11 protein-coding genes are annotated in these 14,851 nt (G+C 63.7%); 6 read left to right on the plus strand and 5 right to left on the minus strand.

Annotated elements, in window-relative coordinates:
• The first annotated feature begins 17 nt into the window (after nt 1-17).
• On the plus strand, nt 18-2,858 hold the full coding sequence (locus tag SINAC_RS04450; RefSeq protein WP_020465894.1) for a PAS domain S-box protein: 2,841 nt from the start codon (nt 18-20) through the stop codon (nt 2,856-2,858).
• A complete protein-coding gene (locus tag SINAC_RS04455; protein ID WP_015244497.1) occupies nt 2,855-3,769 on the plus strand; it encodes a J domain-containing protein in 915 nt (304 codons plus the stop codon). The genes SINAC_RS04450 and SINAC_RS04455 overlap by 4 nt, the downstream gene beginning before the upstream one ends.
• On the opposite strand, the gene SINAC_RS39635 is transcribed toward SINAC_RS04455, so the two are convergent.
• Together SINAC_RS39635 and SINAC_RS04460 are read right to left on the minus strand one after the other, a co-directional pair.
• The gene (locus SINAC_RS39635; protein WP_026011952.1) at nt 3,745-3,927 is read right to left on the minus strand and encodes an MFS transporter small subunit; all 183 of its coding nucleotides are present in this window, start codon (nt 3,925-3,927) and stop codon (nt 3,745-3,747) included. The two genes, SINAC_RS04455 and SINAC_RS39635, sit on opposite strands and share 25 nt — an antisense overlap.
• Nucleotides 3,928-4,032: 105 nt before the next feature.
• Complete coding sequence (locus SINAC_RS04460; RefSeq protein ID WP_015244498.1) at nt 4,033-5,409, minus strand: OFA family MFS transporter; 1,377 nt, start codon at nt 5,407-5,409, stop codon at nt 4,033-4,035.
• 142 nt (nt 5,410-5,551) lie between these two features.
• Between SINAC_RS04460 and SINAC_RS04465 the strand changes: the two genes are divergently transcribed.
• Complete coding sequence (locus SINAC_RS04465; RefSeq protein WP_015244499.1) at nt 5,552-6,046, plus strand: GNAT family N-acetyltransferase; 495 nt, start codon at nt 5,552-5,554, stop codon at nt 6,044-6,046.
• A gap of 131 nt (nt 6,047-6,177) precedes the next feature.
• On the opposite strand, the gene SINAC_RS04470 is transcribed toward SINAC_RS04465, so the two are convergent.
• The 3 genes from SINAC_RS04470 to SINAC_RS04480 all read right to left on the minus strand — a co-directional run bounded on the left by SINAC_RS04470 (nt 6,178) and on the right by SINAC_RS04480 (nt 9,775).
• Nucleotides 6,178-7,311, minus strand: a complete 1,134-nt coding sequence (locus SINAC_RS04470) for a mandelate racemase/muconate lactonizing enzyme family protein (RefSeq protein ID WP_015244500.1) — start codon at nt 7,309-7,311, stop codon at nt 6,178-6,180.
• A 95-nt stretch (nt 7,312-7,406) separates the two neighbouring features.
• Nucleotides 7,407-8,801, minus strand: a complete 1,395-nt coding sequence (locus tag SINAC_RS04475) for a Gfo/Idh/MocA family protein (protein ID WP_015244501.1) — start codon at nt 8,799-8,801, stop codon at nt 7,407-7,409.
• A 179-nt stretch (nt 8,802-8,980) separates the two neighbouring features.
• Complete coding sequence (locus SINAC_RS04480) at nt 8,981-9,775, minus strand: UDP-2,3-diacylglucosamine diphosphatase (protein ID WP_015244502.1); 795 nt, start codon at nt 9,773-9,775, stop codon at nt 8,981-8,983.
• 361 nt (nt 9,776-10,136) lie between these two features.
• Here SINAC_RS04480 and SINAC_RS04490 point away from each other — a divergent pair, with 361 nt between their 5' ends.
• Genes SINAC_RS04490 through SINAC_RS04500 form a run of 3 tightly spaced genes read left to right on the plus strand, consistent with a single transcriptional unit; the run spans nt 10,137 to nt 14,694 of the window.
• Complete coding sequence (locus tag SINAC_RS04490; RefSeq protein WP_015244503.1) at nt 10,137-11,450, plus strand: Gfo/Idh/MocA family protein; 1,314 nt, start codon at nt 10,137-10,139, stop codon at nt 11,448-11,450.
• A gap of 41 nt (nt 11,451-11,491) precedes the next feature.
• Nucleotides 11,492-13,360, plus strand: coding sequence for a LamG-like jellyroll fold domain-containing protein (locus SINAC_RS04495; RefSeq protein ID WP_015244504.1), 1,869 nt, complete (start codon nt 11,492-11,494; stop codon nt 13,358-13,360).
• Nucleotides 13,357-14,694: an MFS transporter gene (locus tag SINAC_RS04500; protein WP_015244505.1), complete on the plus strand. Its 1,338-nt coding sequence runs from the start codon at nt 13,357-13,359 to the stop codon at nt 14,692-14,694. The genes SINAC_RS04495 and SINAC_RS04500 overlap by 4 nt, the downstream gene beginning before the upstream one ends.
• Nucleotides 14,695-14,851 lie beyond the last annotated feature (157 nt).

Consider the following 14,851-nt stretch of genomic DNA (forward strand, 5'->3'; position numbering starts at 1 on the left):
GACCGGTTCACCGACAAATGATCGACTCCGACGCCTCCGTCCAAGCCCCCGCACGGCTCGCTTCCCTGCGAGAGACCGGACTGCTCGACAGCCCGTGTGAGCCGTCGTTCGATCGTCTGACGCGACTCGTGTCCCGGTGTCTCAACGTCCCGGTGGCGCTGATCTCGCTTGTGGATGAACGTCGACAATATTTCAAGAGTTGCGTGGGTCTTCCGGAACCGTGGGCCTCGGCGCGAGAGACTCCCCTTTCCCACTCGTTCTGTCGTCACGTCGTCGCCTCATGTGAGCCGCTGGTTATCGCGGATGCCCGCTTGCATCCTTTGGTTCAGGACAACCCGGCGATTGCCGCGCTCGGAGTGATCGCGTATTTGGGCGTCCCTTTGACTACAGCCGACGGTTATGTCCTGGGCGCGATCTGCGCCATCGACAGTAAACCCAGGGAGTGGACCGAGGACGAGCTTGCGACGCTGAACGACCTGGCTTGCTCGGTGATGACCGAGATCACGCTTCGCCGCGACGTCGCCGGTCGTCGGAGAGCCGAGCGGCTGCTCGATCGGTATCGGTTGCTTTCAGAGCATGCGCGTGACATCGTCCTGTTCGTCCGTGCCGACGGCCGGATCGTCGAGGCCAACGACGCGGCGGTCGCCGCCTACGGCTACGATCGGGACACCTTGCTGAGGATGTCGATTCTCGAATTACGCGACTTGGATACGGTTCCCCTCATCCCCGGCCAGATGGCTCAGGCCGACGTACAAGGGGTGACCTTCGAGACGGTCCACCGCCGCAAGGATGGCAGCACGTTCCCTGTGGAGGTCAGCTCTCGAGGCGCGGAGATTGCGGGGGAGCGGTTGCTGCTGAGCATTCTCCGCGACATCAGCGAGCGGAGGAAGGCTGAGGAAGAGCTCCGGCAATCCCGCGAGCGTCTTTCAGAAACGCTGGCTCAGCTCGAGGCCTTGGTCGCGGGGGCACCGTTCGCGCTGGCGCTGCTTGACAGCGACCTCCGGTTCGTTCGCCTGAACGAGGCGATGGCCCGGATCAATGGCGAGCCGACTTCCGCCCACCTGGGACGATCCTATGGCGAGATCAGGTCCGCGTCGGCCGCGATCGACGAATCCGCGCTCCGTGAGGTGATCGAGACCGGGGTTCCCCGACTCGGCGTTTATCATGAAGGGGAGATGCCGGGGCTCCCCGGCTACGTCGGCCGCTGGTTGAGCAACTGGTATCCGGTACGTGCCGCCGATGGTCGTGTACTCGGGGTCGGGATCATGACCGCCGAGATTACGGAACAGATGCGTGCGGAGGAGGCGCTTCGGTATAGCGAACGGCGCTATCGCACGCTGATCGACGGCGTGCTCCAGCTCATGTGGGTGAATGATCCCGACGGCCGGACAACCTTCTTTAATCGGCGCTGGCGCGAGTATTCGGGGTATGACCCCGCATTGTTGACCGGCGATTCCTGGATCAACGTGATTCATGCGGAGGATCTGGTCCGCTTGCGCCAGGTTCGTGGCGCAAGCATCCAGTCTGGCGAGCCTTACGAGTGCGAGTATCGCCTCCGGAATCGCGACGGCGAGTTTCGCTGGCATATCGCTCGGGTTGTGCCGATGAAAGATCGCGAAGGAACGGTGGAAAACTGGTTTGGCGTGGCGACGGATATCCACGACCTGAAGCGTGCCCAGGAGGAATTGCGGGCGGCCCGCGACGCTGCCGAGGCCGGGACCCGGGCGCGGGATCAGTTTTTGGCCGTCCTGAGCCATGAACTCCGGACTCCGCTGACCCCGGTGCTGGTCAGTGTGACGGCGATGCTGGAAGACCCTGAAACCCCGGAGTTGGTCCGCCCTGCTTTGGAAGTGACCAAACGGAACATCGCGTTGGAGGCCAGGCTCATCGACGACCTGCTCGATATCACCCGAATTACCCAGGGTAAGCTGAACCTGGGTCGTGAGGTTGTCAATGCTCATGAGCTGATCCGGCGAGCGGTCGAGATCTGCCGCGATGAGGTTGGCAGCGCCGGCATTGCACTCACCATGCACCTGGTGGCGATCGCGCATCATGTCGACGGAGACCCGGCTCGGCTCCAGCAGATCTTCTGGAACCTGATCAAGAACGCGGTGAAGTTTACCGGTAAGGGGGGCATGATCGTTATTAACTCGTACGACGAGGATGGGCCGGCCGGCCCACGCTTGGTCGTTGAGGTCCGGGATACCGGAGTTGGGATTGCCCTGGAGGCGCTGCCGAAGATCTTCAACGCGTTCGAGCAGGGGGACAAAGAGGTCACGAGGCAGTTCGGCGGCCTGGGGCTGGGGCTAGCCATCAGCCGGAACCTGACCGAGGCGCATGGCGGAACACTGACGGCGTCGAGCGGCGGCCGGGGCCAGGGGGCGACCTTCGTGCTCCGACTCCCTGTGACGGCCGCGCCCGTCCTCTACGCCACGGCCCCGGCTCCTCGAATCGAGTCCGCTCGGTCCCCGGCCTCGCTGCACATCCTGCTGGTGGAGGATAACCCCGATACGCTCCGGGTGATGAGCCGCCTGCTTCGACGCCGTGGTTATCAGGTCACGTCGGCCCCCTGCTTCTCCTTGGCCCTGGAAGCGGTGGAGCGGGAAGATTCGTTCAACCTCGTCGTCAGCGACATCGGCCTGCCGGATGGGAGCGGCCTCGAGCTGATGCGGCGGATTCGGGCCCAGCGCGACGTCAAGGGAATCGCCGTGAGCGGTTACGGCATGGAGGACGACGTGCGCAAGAGCAGGGACGCAGGATTCAGCCTGCACCTGACCAAGCCGGTCGACTTCCCCGCGCTCGAGCAGGCGATCCAGCAAGTCGCCCGCCTTGAAGCCGAGGAGCCGGTGGAACCATGACTCAGTCTCAGTCCAAGTCCGGCTCGGAACGGAAGCGGGATCGCCTTCGCGGTGTCATCGAGCAGCCCGCAAGTCATGGAGAAGAACGCTTTCGCGCGTGGATCGGCCGGGGCAAGGGGAAGGGGCGGCAGGTGAACCTGGGCCTCTATTCGGACCGCTGGTTGGCCGCGTTCGCCTACAATGCCGCCGTCGAGGCAACTCGCGGCGATCTCCGGACGAAGAACGAGATCCCTGAGACACATCAGCCGAGCGCTGACCAGGTGCGGCGGATCACCAGCCGGGTCCGAGTCCGTCTCGGCCTGGACAAGCCGATGCTGTCCGACGAGGTTCCTCCGTCGGCCGAGCAGTTGCTCACCTTGCTCGAGATCACGGTGGCCAGCTTCTGGAGGGGACAAGTCGCCACCCATGTCGCCGACCTTGGCCGTGAGCTAGGTGTCGCGGCTCGCCGGCTCGCGGAGGCCGCCCGGCTCCTCTTCTGGAGTCATTCCTCGGGGCATCCGCCGGCCCGTGAGGCCCTGGCTCTCCTCCTGGCCCGGCGGCTCGACCGCACGTTCCGCCGCGCGGACGTGACGCGCGAGGTTCTCGACGACGACGGTGACGACGAGCTTCGCTTGGCCCGCTGGCTCGTCTATCCCGACGAACTCCCTGGCGGCGGAGGATTCCGCGAAACGATCGCCCACCTCTATCTCCTCGAAGCCGAAAAAGTCGACTCGAGCCGTTCGGCAACAACCCCGGCGTGGGCTCTGACCCTCGGGGTCGTCCCCCCGTTCAGTAGTGAGCGGGTTCGGTCCGCCTATCGGGCACGGTCCAAGACCGTGCACCCCGACACGGGGGGAGACCACGCGGAATTCGTCCGCTTGCAAGCCGCCTACGAGGACGCTCAGCGTTATTGCGCAGCGCGCGGACTCTGAGTCTGGCCGGCTCTTTCCCCCGACGCGGAAGTCGCCCTCTGGAAGAGCGGGAGCGACTTGACCACGCTCTGGTAGACGCCCCATCCCAGGGGGATCGCGACGAGGATCCAGGCCGCGACAACTTTCAGAGGAGAAGCTTTCTGTGTGGGAATGCTCATGTTCTTTTCTTATTCTTCTCGGTCCCGGGTGACTCTGGCTTCCTGGATTCGTCGGCAGCCAAAACTGCGAGTCAACGCCAGAGACACAGATTTCTCGAGCTCCCGCTAGTGATGACCAGAATCGGGAGCGTGGGGATCGGCGGGATGATGGTGTCGTTCGGCGACGGGGCGAATCAGGAGGTCGCAGATTGCGCCGGCCAGGAGGAGGCCGACCATCAGATGCATCGTCAGGTTGTAGGCCTCGGCTTTGGGGACTCCGCGTTCGACCTGGTAGGCCGAGAGGTAGTTCACCAGTTGCGGACCAAGGACGGCGGCCATCGACCAGGCGGTGATCAGGCGGCCGTGGATGGCCCCGAGGTGCATCGTGCCGAACAGGTCGCGGAGATAGGCTGGGATGGTTGCGAAGCCTCCGCCATACATCGAGATGAGGAAAGCGGTCGTCAGAACGAAGAGCGTGACGCTCTGGTACTTCTGGGTGATCGGGATGAGGCCGTAGAGGATTGCCCCGAGGAAGAAGAAGACGCCGTAGATGAATTTCCGTCCCGTCAGGTCGGAGACCGACGACCAGAAGAACCGGCCCCCCATGTTGAAGAGGCTGAGCAGGCCGGCAAACCCGCCGCCGGCTGCTTCCGTCACGCCGAACATGTCCTGGCACATCGGCGACGCCTGGCCAAGGATGCCGATCCCGGCCGTGACGTTCAGGCAGAGAACCGCCCAGAGCAGCCAGAATTGTGGTGTTTTCCAGGCATTGTCCACGGAAACGCTTGCATTCGTGACGAGTTTCTTCGACGTTGGGGATGGCGTAAACCCCAACGGCCGCCAACCCGGCGCGGGCACACGGACGGTGAAGACACCGAACATCATGAACCCGAAATAGATCGCTCCCATGATGAGGAACGTTTCTTGGACCCCGACCGAGGTGGCCGACTTGAATCGGTTCATCAATTCAACACCGAGGGGCGCTCCGACGAGTGCCCCGCCGCCGAACCCCATGATCGCCATGCCGGTCGCCATCCCCGGGCGGTCGGGGAACCACTTCACGAGGGTCGACACTGGCGCGATGTAGCCGAGGCCAAGGCCAATCCCGCCGATCACACCGTAGCCCAGGTAGATCAACCAGAGGTTGTGCAGGGCCACGCCCAAGCTGGAGAGCCAGAGGCCGCCGCAGAAGCAGCAGGCGCTGGCGAACATGGTTTTCCGAGGGCCGACACGCTCGACCCACCGACCCAAAACGGCGGCCGAGAGGCCGAGCATGATCAGCGCGATCGAGTAGATCCAGCCGACTTGCGGCATGGTCCAGTCATACCCTTTGATCGATTGCTCGATGCCGATGATCCGCGTCAACGGCTTGCTGAAGACGCTGAACCCGTAGATCTCGCCGATGCAGAGGTGGACCGAAAGGGCGGCGGGGGGGATCAGCCAGCGATTGAAGCCGGGTGGGCCGATCGTTCGACTGCGATCGAGAAAACGGAAGAAAGGCATCGTTCACCCGCCGTGCCCGAGTCGGAGGAGTTTAAGGACGAAGTCAAGAGCGTCTCCTCGGGATATACCAGACGTCACGGTTCCGGGCCACCCACTACCTGGAATCGAAAACCGCAGATGCGGTTGTGAGGGAGGACTGACTATGGATCTGACCATTCAAGCCATGATCGAGGCCGACTGGGAATCCGTCCGGGCGATCTACCTCGAAGGAATTGCCACAGGCCACGCGACCTTCGAGACCGACGCGCCAAGCTGGGAACAATGGGATCGAACCCGCCTGCAAGTGGGCCGCTTGGTGGCTCAGTCGGCGGGTATTGTCCGTGGTTGGGGAGCACTGAGCCCGGTCTCGGCCCGACCCGCCTATGCCGGAGTTGCCGAGGTCAGCCTGTATGTGGCGGCGTCCGCTCGGGGCCAGGGAGTGGGAACGGCTTTATTGCAAGCTCTGATCGAGGACTCTGAGCAGGCGGGCCTCTGGACCCTGCAAGGTGCGATCTTTCCCGAGAATCTGGCCAGTCTCGCCCTGGTCGCCCGGTCCGGGTTCCGTGAGATCGGCCGGCGCGAACGGATCGGCCGGCGTGATGGTGTCTGGTGTGATACGATCCTGGTCGAACGTCGCAGCCAGGTCGTCGGCGTCTGAGCTTCGCCGGCCGTGATTTAGGCGTGCTCCTTCTTCGGACGTGAGCCCATTGTCGCCCCGAAGGGGGCGACTGTTCATGGCTGTGGATGAGCCGATCTGATGATTCTTCAGACCAAACGGACCTGACGTTCTCAACGAAAAACGATCGGCTGGGGGCAGAATCGCTTCAGCTTGTCGGGATCGAGCTCGATCCCGAGCCCAGGTCGGTTCGGGATCGCGAGATATCCGGCTTCGTCGATATGGAACGGCTCCGCGACGATCTCCTCGATGTAGGCCGAGGGGGTCAGGTACTCCACGTACCGGGCGACCGGGATGGCCGCGGCGAACTGGAGGTCGGCCGCGAGTCCGACTGCGGTATTCCAGCCATGAGGGACGACCAGCATGTTGTGGTCGAAGGCCGACCAGGCGATTCGACGCGACTCGCTCAGGCCGCCGTTCTTCGTGCAATCGGGCTGGACGATGTCGAAGGCACGCCCCTCGATCCAGGGTTGGAACGACTGCCGTCGGGTGAGAACTTCTCCCCCCGCGATCGGAACCGGAGAAACCCGGGTCAGCTCGATATAACCGGCGAGGTCGTCCGGCGGCAGTGGTTCTTCAAACCAGACAATACCGTAATGAGCAAGCATGGAGGCCGTGTTCCGGGCCCAGTTCGTACCGTGCGGCCAGAACTGTTCGCTGCCCCCGGCGTCGACCATCAGCTCGACGCCATCGCCGACGGTTTTCCGCGCGGTGCGGATGAGCTGCTCGTCGAATGCACGGTCGCGGCGGCCGAACGGACGCCAGCCCATCTTGATCGCCTTGAATCCGCGCTCGACGACGCTGGTGAGGGTTTTGCTGAGCGCGGAGGGCTCGTCGAACAGGATGGAGCCATAAGGCTTGATCGTCTGTCGATAGTTTCCTCCGAGCAGTCGTGAGACGGGCTGGGAGCAGGCCTTGCCCATGAGATCCCAGAGCGCGAGGTCGATGCCGCTGATCGCGTGCTCGACCGCCCCGCCTCGCCCTTGCCAGAAGCTCGCCTGCCGAAGGGTCTCGGAGACCCGCTCGGGTTCGACGGCCGACTCGCCTCGGAGCAAGGGCCAGAGGAGTTCGATCGCCCCGGTCACGAGCGTCCCCGACGTGAAGCAGCTCCCATAGCCGCTCAGCCCCTCGTCGGTCCGGACGATGAGCAATGTATGCAAGTTTTCCTGAGGCTCGTGCCCCTGCGGCCAGCCGCCGTCGACGGTGGCCCCTGTCAGCGGGCACACCTCAATCGCCACGATCTTCAAGGCATCTCTCCTCGTCGCGATGGCGGATGCCGGCGGCGCCGGCATCCGCCATGGGAAGTCCATTCAAGCCCGAACGATGACTGCCAAAACTCGGTTTAGCCGAGTTCCCAGCCTTTGCGATACGTTCCGCGGAAGATGGCGTCGGCCTCGGGAATGCCTTGGGCCTTGATCGCGCTCGCGTCCCAATCGATGGTCTTGCCGGTCCGAATCGCGGCGACTCCGAGCAGGGTGATCTCGGTCAGTCTCGCCCCGTAGGAGAAATTCGAGCTGGCGGCCGGTCCCCCTTTGATTGCGTCGAGCCAGTCGCGGTGATGGCCCTTCGAGCGGACGAGCGTGGGCTGGGGGCGGGTGAACTCGGCGTCGAGGGTGGCAGGCAAGAGCTTCGGCGGTTGTCCGGCCCCTCCGCAGAGGATGACCCCCTTGTCGCCAATGAACATCACGCCTCGGCCGGGCAGCACGGTTTCGGGCGGGAGGGCGTCGGGAATCGAGGGCTTGAGGCCGCCGTCGTACCAGTGGAGGACGACCGGGGGATTCTCACCGCGCGGGCCGAAATGGTAGGTGACCAGTGATCCGTACGGGGCGATGTCGGCGTCCATTGCGCCGGCGTGCGACGACTCGATCCGGAGCGGATCCTTCAGGTCCAGGGCCCAGGTGGCGGCGTCGAGGTCGTGGCAACCGAAGTCCCCGAGCGCACTGCTGCCGAACGCCCAGAAGTCGCGCCAGGCGACCGGAGCATATGCTCGGTCGAAGGGGCGAGCTTCACGAGGGCCGATCCAGAGGTCCCAGTTCAAGCCGGAAGGGGTGGGCGAACCGGCCGGTCGGCCCTGCTGAAGGGTCGGGTTCCAGCGGCTCGTGCCGACCCAGGCGTGGACCTGCCGCACGGGGCCGATCGCGCCGCCCTGGATCCACTCGACGGTTTCCCGCATCCCGGTGGTCGAGTGCCCCTGATTGCCCATCTGCGTGGCCACTTTCGACTCTTCCGCCACGGCGGCCACGAGCCGCGCTTCTGCGATGTTGTGCGTGAGCGGCTTCTCGCAATAGACGTGCTTGCCCGCCCTCATCGCGTGCAGAGAGACATAGGCGTGCAGGTGGTCGGGGGTGGCGCAGAGCACGGCGTCGATGTCTTTTTCTTTCTCGAGCATCGTCCGGAAGTCTTCGTACTCGGCGCAACGGCCCTTGAACCCCTGCTTCTCATTGTGGGCGTCGATCTCCGCCCGAATTGGCTCGCGCCCGGCGAGTCCTTTGTAATAGAAGTCTTTCAGGTCCCACTGGGTGGCGGGGTCGGCCACGGCGATGAAGTGAGCGTCGGGTAAAGTGAACAGGGCCTGGAGGTTGCTTCGCCCCTGTCCGCCGGCTCCAACCAACGCAAGGTTCACCTTGTCGCTCGGCGCGACATGCTTCGGTCCCCCAAGCACATGAGGCGGAACGATCGTGAACCCGGCGGCCACGGCCGCGGAGGCTTTCAGGAAGTCGCGTCGCGTTGGAGTCATCAATGGATTCCTTGGGTGATGAGGAGGGATGAAGAGAGCGTCTTGGGCGAGCGGGGAGTGTTGGCGGATCTCAAATGGGGGCCGTGCCCACCATCTTTGTCTTGGTATGTTCTGTTCTGGAAGAGGAAGACAGGGAGTGATCCGCTTTCCGCTCCCCTTTTTTTTTAAGGAACCGGTGATCAGGCTGGGTCTTGAACTGTTGTGTGAGTCGAGGTTTCCGGCGTGGAACCGACGATTTCTTCGCTCGTTCGGGGCCACCATTCGAGCCGGACGTCATTCCCTTTGACCGCGACGAACGGACAAGGCGCTTGCTCGGTCCAGGTCCCGCTGTTGAGGTAGAGGATGCCGTCCACCTCGGTCATTCCCGGGAGGTGGGTGTGGCCGCAGGTCACGTACCGGTATCCCTGGCTCCGAGCATACTCGACCGCCCCATTCTGGACCCGAGGGCCGTTGCGCTGCCAGCGCTTTGAGATTCGCCGGATCCAGCGCGAGGCGCGGTGGGGCATCCATTTTTGAATGTAATAGAAGATTCCACAAGCCAGGTCCGTCAGCATGACGAAGTTGGTCACGAACGTGTCGAACTGGTCGCCGTGGAGGATCAGGAGCGCAAGCTGGTTGTTCCGGTAGACGTATTCGTCGAGGATCTCGACTCCGACGATGTGGCTGACGATATCGGCGGGGCCGTCGTGGTTGCCTCGGACCCAGACCAGGCGGAAGTCGTCGCGGTCGGAGTTCCGGCGGATGATCTTCAAGCAGGCGAAGTGACGCTTGGTGAGTCTCGTGAAGTTCAGGTCATCGAAGATATCTCCGTTGATGACCAGTTCACGCGTTTGATGGACCCCCCACTCGAGGAATTCCTCGAGGAGTTTTGCCTGGCAGACGTCGCTGCCCAGATGCAGGTCGCTGATAACGAGGCAGTCGTAAAGAGGCTCCACCTTGACCTTGACCGGTTCATCGGACTGAAGCTCATTCATGTCGACAGACCCTACGAATCGGGTGACCACCCCGGCCTTTGAGCCGGACCGTGGTCATTCTACCAAGCCGAGGCGAGAATCGCCCTCGGGAAGGAAGAGTCGCTCGGCCTGCTTTTCCGCGAGCGCGGTTTCCCTTCGAGTGGTCCACAGTTGACTTGGGTGGCCGGGTGATTCCCCAACGGTCGGCCTGGTCGCACCGGTTGGAAGGAATTGGGCCAAGCGGGCCGCCGGGGTGATTCCCAATACCCGGGCGCCGGTCGGGTCGGGGCTTCCTTCTTTCTCGGGAATCGGCCCGTTACAATCAGCCGGTCGCGTCGATGAGATGAGCACCACGTGTTCGATCGAGAGACCGGGGGCTGTGATGTCGAATCGAAGGACGTTCCTCAAGCAGGGGGGAGCTGGGCTCGTTGGGGCCGCGGCGGTCGAATGGGCCGGGGCGGCGTCGGCCGCCGGGGCGGATGAGACGTTGAAGGTCGGGCTCATCGGGTGCGGCGGCCGAGGATTGGGGCTGCTCAAGGATTTCGCCGCGTTGAAGGGGGTCGAAATCGCTTACGTTTGCGACCCCGACCGCCTCCGGGTGGGGGCGGCAAGTGCGGGTGCCAAGCTCATGGGGCAAGCGACGCCCAAGGTGGTCGATGACTTCCGTCGGGTGCTCGACGATAAGGCGGTCGACGCGGTCATCGTGGCGACTCCCGACCACTGGCATGCGCCTGCGGCGATCCTCGCCTGCGACGCAGGGAAGCATGTTTACGTCGAGAAGCCCTGCTGCCACAACTTTCGCGAAGGCCAGTTGCTGGTCGCGGCCGCCAAACGGAGCGGTCGGGTTGTTCAGCACGGCACGCAGAGCCGGAGCAACGGCTTCGTTGCTCATGCGATCCAACTGCTGCACGATGGCCTGATCGGGAAGGTGGTCGTCGCCAAGGCCATCAACGTCCAGCGCAGGGCCGACATCGGTCACGGATCGCCCGGCACTCCCCCCCCGCATTTCGACTACGACCTCTGGGTCGGTCCGGCCCCGTTCGTCCCCTACCAGTCGAACCGGCACCATTACACCTGGCACTGGTGGTACGACTTCGGCACCGGCGACATGGGCAACGACGGCGTTCACGAACTCGATATCGCCCGCTGGGGTCTCGGGGTCGAGACCCATCCCTCCACGGTCGCCTCGGTTGGGGGCAAGTACGTCTTCGACGACGACCAGCAGTTCCCTGACACCCAGTACGTCCTCTTCGAGTACCCGGGAGACGGCAAGCCGGGCCACCGCCAACAACTCGTCTTCGAGATGCGGATCTGGTCCGCCTACCAGCCGGAAGGGTTTGAGAACGGCAACATTTTCTATGGGACCGACGGCTGGATGGTCTTGAGCAAGAGCGGGACCATAAAGGTGTTCGACCGGAAGGGCAGGCCCCGGCCGATCGAAGGCACGCCCGCGAAGCTGCCCGATCACTCGCAAGACTTCGTGAATGCCATTCGCGAGGGGCGGCGTCCTACCGCCGAGATCGGCGTCGGCTTCATCTCGACCGCGCTCTGCCACCTGGGCAACATCTCGACCCGGGTCGGGCGGACCCTCCACATCGACCCTGCTTCCGAACAGATCGTCGGCGACGACGAGGCCGCTCGACTGCTCCAACGTTCCTATCGCGACGGCCATTGGGCCACGCCTCGGGGTGTCTGAACCTCTCTCCTCGTGAATCCTGTTGTGGGGAGTATTTGGATATGCCGGGACAACGATGGGAGCGGCCGCACGAGGGCTGGGGGCCCCCTGCCCTCTCGCTCTTGATCCTCGCCCTCTTTCTTTGGCCGAGTCTCGCTTGGGGGGACGAACCAGGGAAGGAGTTGGCCGACTCTCGCGACATCCGGACCGGGCGGCCGATCCCCGATGAGGGTTATTGTGACCAGCCCTACGTCGTCCTCACCGACGATGGCCAATGGCTCTGTGTCATGACCACCGGTCAAGGGGTTGAGGGACAGCCGGGGCAGCACGTCGTCGCTGTGCGGAGCGCGGATCGCGGACAGTCCTGGTCGGAGCTCGTTCCGATCGAACCCGCCGATGGTCCCGAGGCCTCCTGGGCCATGCCCTTGAAGGTCCCCGGCGGTCGCGTCTATGTCTTCTACACTTACAATGCAGATAACCTTCGGCTTGTTCCCGGTGGTAATTCTCCGGCCACGAGCCGCCGGGTCGATACACTCGGGAAGTATGTCTACAAGTATTCTGATGACCATGGGCGGACCTGGTCGGCGGAGCGGTTCGAGATCCCGATGCGGCGGATGCGGATCGATCGCGAGAACAATGATCGAGGCAAGACTCTCTTCTTCTGGGGAGTGGGGAAGCCGATTGTCTCGGATGGCGCCGCCTATTTGGGTTTCGCCAAGGTCGGCAAGTGGGGGGTGCCGGGGGCGATGGTGATCTCGCAGGGGGTCTTCCTGAAGAGTCGAAATCTCCTCACGGAGCGTGCGCCGGCGAAGATCCGATGGGAGTTGCTGCCTGACGGTGACGAGGGCTTGCGGGCACCGAAGGGGCCGGTGTCCGATGAGGCGAATCCCGTGGCCCTCTCGGACGGGTCATTGTTCGCCACGTATCGAACGATCGATGGTTATCCGTGCCATGCGTATAGCAGGGATGGCGGGCACACCTGGACTCCGCCTGCGTACGCGACATACGGGCCGGGCGGCCGGCGAATCAAGCATCCTCGTGCGGCGAATTTCGTGCGGAAGTTCGCCAACGGCAAGTTCCTCTACTGGTTCCACAACCACGGCGGCGAACCGGTCCACGCCGGTGCCTGGGATCCCTACAAAGGGCGCAACCCTGCCTGGGTCTTGGGAGGTGTCGAGAAGGACGGCCTGATCCATTGGTCGGAACCGGAAATTCTGCTCTACGACGACGATCCAGCCACCCGGGTGAGCTACCCGGACTTTATCGAAGACGGCGGGAAGTATTTCGTGACCGAGACCCAGAAGACGGTCGCCCGCGTTCATGAGATCGACCCGACCTTGCTGGAAGGGGTCTGGGCTCAAGGCGAGCGCGAGGAAGTCGCCCGTACGGGCCTCGCGTTCGACCTCTCGGGTGACCCCATCGCGGCGAATTCCCCGTTTGCCGTCCCTCGACTTCCCGATTTGAGCCAGCGGCGCGGGTTCTCGATCGATTGTTGGGTGCGATTCGATGAGCTGACCGCCGGGCAGACGATCCTCGATACCCGCGATGGGGCGGGGAAGGGCCTGCGGTTGACCGTCTCCGAGCGCTCGGCCCTCCGTTTGACTTTGCACGACGGCCGTCTGGAATCGTCGTGGGAAAGCGACTCGGGGACCGGTCCGGGGACGCTCAAGGTGGGAGCCTGGCAGCACGTCGCGGTGATCGTCGACGGAGGACCGAAGATCATCACATTCGTGGTCGACGGTATCCTCAACGACGGAGGCGCTCAGCGCGAATATGGCTGGGGCCGGTTTCCTCAAGAATTGAGTGATGTCAACGGCGTTTCGCAAGCTCAGCTTGCTCCGAAGCTCCTGGGCCGGCTCCGAGCCTTCCGGATCTACGATCGTGCTTTACGGACCTCCGAGGCTGTGGGCAACAGCCGGGTTCGACCATGAGCCAGGCCGGTGGTCATGACGCTGACTTCGCGGCCGGCGGCCCGGTCACGGTCCCTTCCCGGGTACGTTACTCGGTCCTGATCTTCGCCGTTTGCCTGGCGGGGATCACGTACCTCGACCGGGTCTGCATCTCGCTGACGGCCCCGCACATGATGCGGGACCTGGGGCTGAGCGAAGTCCAGATGAGCCTTGTCTTCAGCGCCTTCGTGCTCTCGTACGCCATCTTCGAGATCCCGACCGGATGGTGGGGGGATCGCATTGGCCCTCGAAGAGTGCTCACCCGGATCGTGATCTGGTGGTCAAGCTTCACCATCGCGACTGCCTTGGCATTTAATTATGCTTCGCTGGTCGTCATCCGGTTCCTCTTCGGCGCGGGGGAAGCGGGGGCGTGGCCCAACTCGGCCAAGGCGATCTCACGCTGGTTCTCGACCGCCGAGCGCGGCACGGCGCAAGGGATCTTTTTCATGGGAGCGCACCTCGGTGGCGGGCTGACGCCGATGCTGGTCACCGCGCTCCTGGGAGTCATGCCTTGGCGGTCGATCTTCGTCCTTTTCGGCCTGATCGGCTTCGTCTGGGCCTTGGTCTGGTGGTCCTGGTTCCGTGATGAACCGGTCGAACACTTCGCCGTGAATCAGGCCGAGCGTGACTCGATCATGAAAGGGCGGGCGGCCGAGGATCATCACCGTCTCGGCAATGTCCCTTGGGGTCGCCTGGTTACGAGCCGGAGCCTGCTGGCCCTCTGCCTGATGTACTTTACCCAGACCTATGGCTTCTATTACTACATCACCTGGCTTCCGAAGTATCTCCGCGAAGTTCGCGGATTCGAGGGGATGCAGCTTGGGTTTCTCGCGGGCCTTCCCTTGCTCCTGAGTGTACTGGCCGACCTGTTCGGCGGATTGACGACCGACTGGGCCACACGCAAGTTTGGGCTGCGGGTGGGCCGTTGCGCGGTGGGGGGAGGCTCGCTCTTGATCGCAGGGCTGGCCGTGCTCGCCGGCTCACGAGTATCGGACCCCTGGGGGGCCGCGACCTTGATCTCGCTCGGGGGGGCGATGGCCAATTTCCTGCTCGGGGCTGCGTGGAGCGTCTGCCTCGACATTTCGGGAAGGCATGCCGGCGTGGTGACCGCCTGCATGAATACGGCCGGCCAGGTCGGCGGCGTCCTCAGCCCGATCGTCGCCGTCTATGCGCCCGGCTGGTTCGCGAGTCGATCCTCCCCCCTCTGGATCGTCGGCGGCCTGTATCTGCTCGGCGCGGGCTGCTGGTTCTTTGTCGATCCGCGCCGGACCCTCTTTGATGCCCCCCGCTCTTCCGAAGGCGAACAGAGTGCGTGAGCTTTGCCTCCTGGCCCACTCTTGCTTGAGCGTCTTGTCTTTTTGGCCCACTCTCACGTAAGCGTCTTGTCTTTTTGGTCCAATCTAATACGATGTCCTTTCTTTGGGACGACTCCCACGCGAGTTTCCAAAGGCAGAAGGGAACCCCCGCTCCTGC

This window comes from Singulisphaera acidiphila DSM 18658, from assembly GCF_000242455.2.
Taxonomy (GTDB): domain Bacteria; phylum Planctomycetota; class Planctomycetia; order Isosphaerales; family Isosphaeraceae; genus Singulisphaera; species Singulisphaera acidiphila.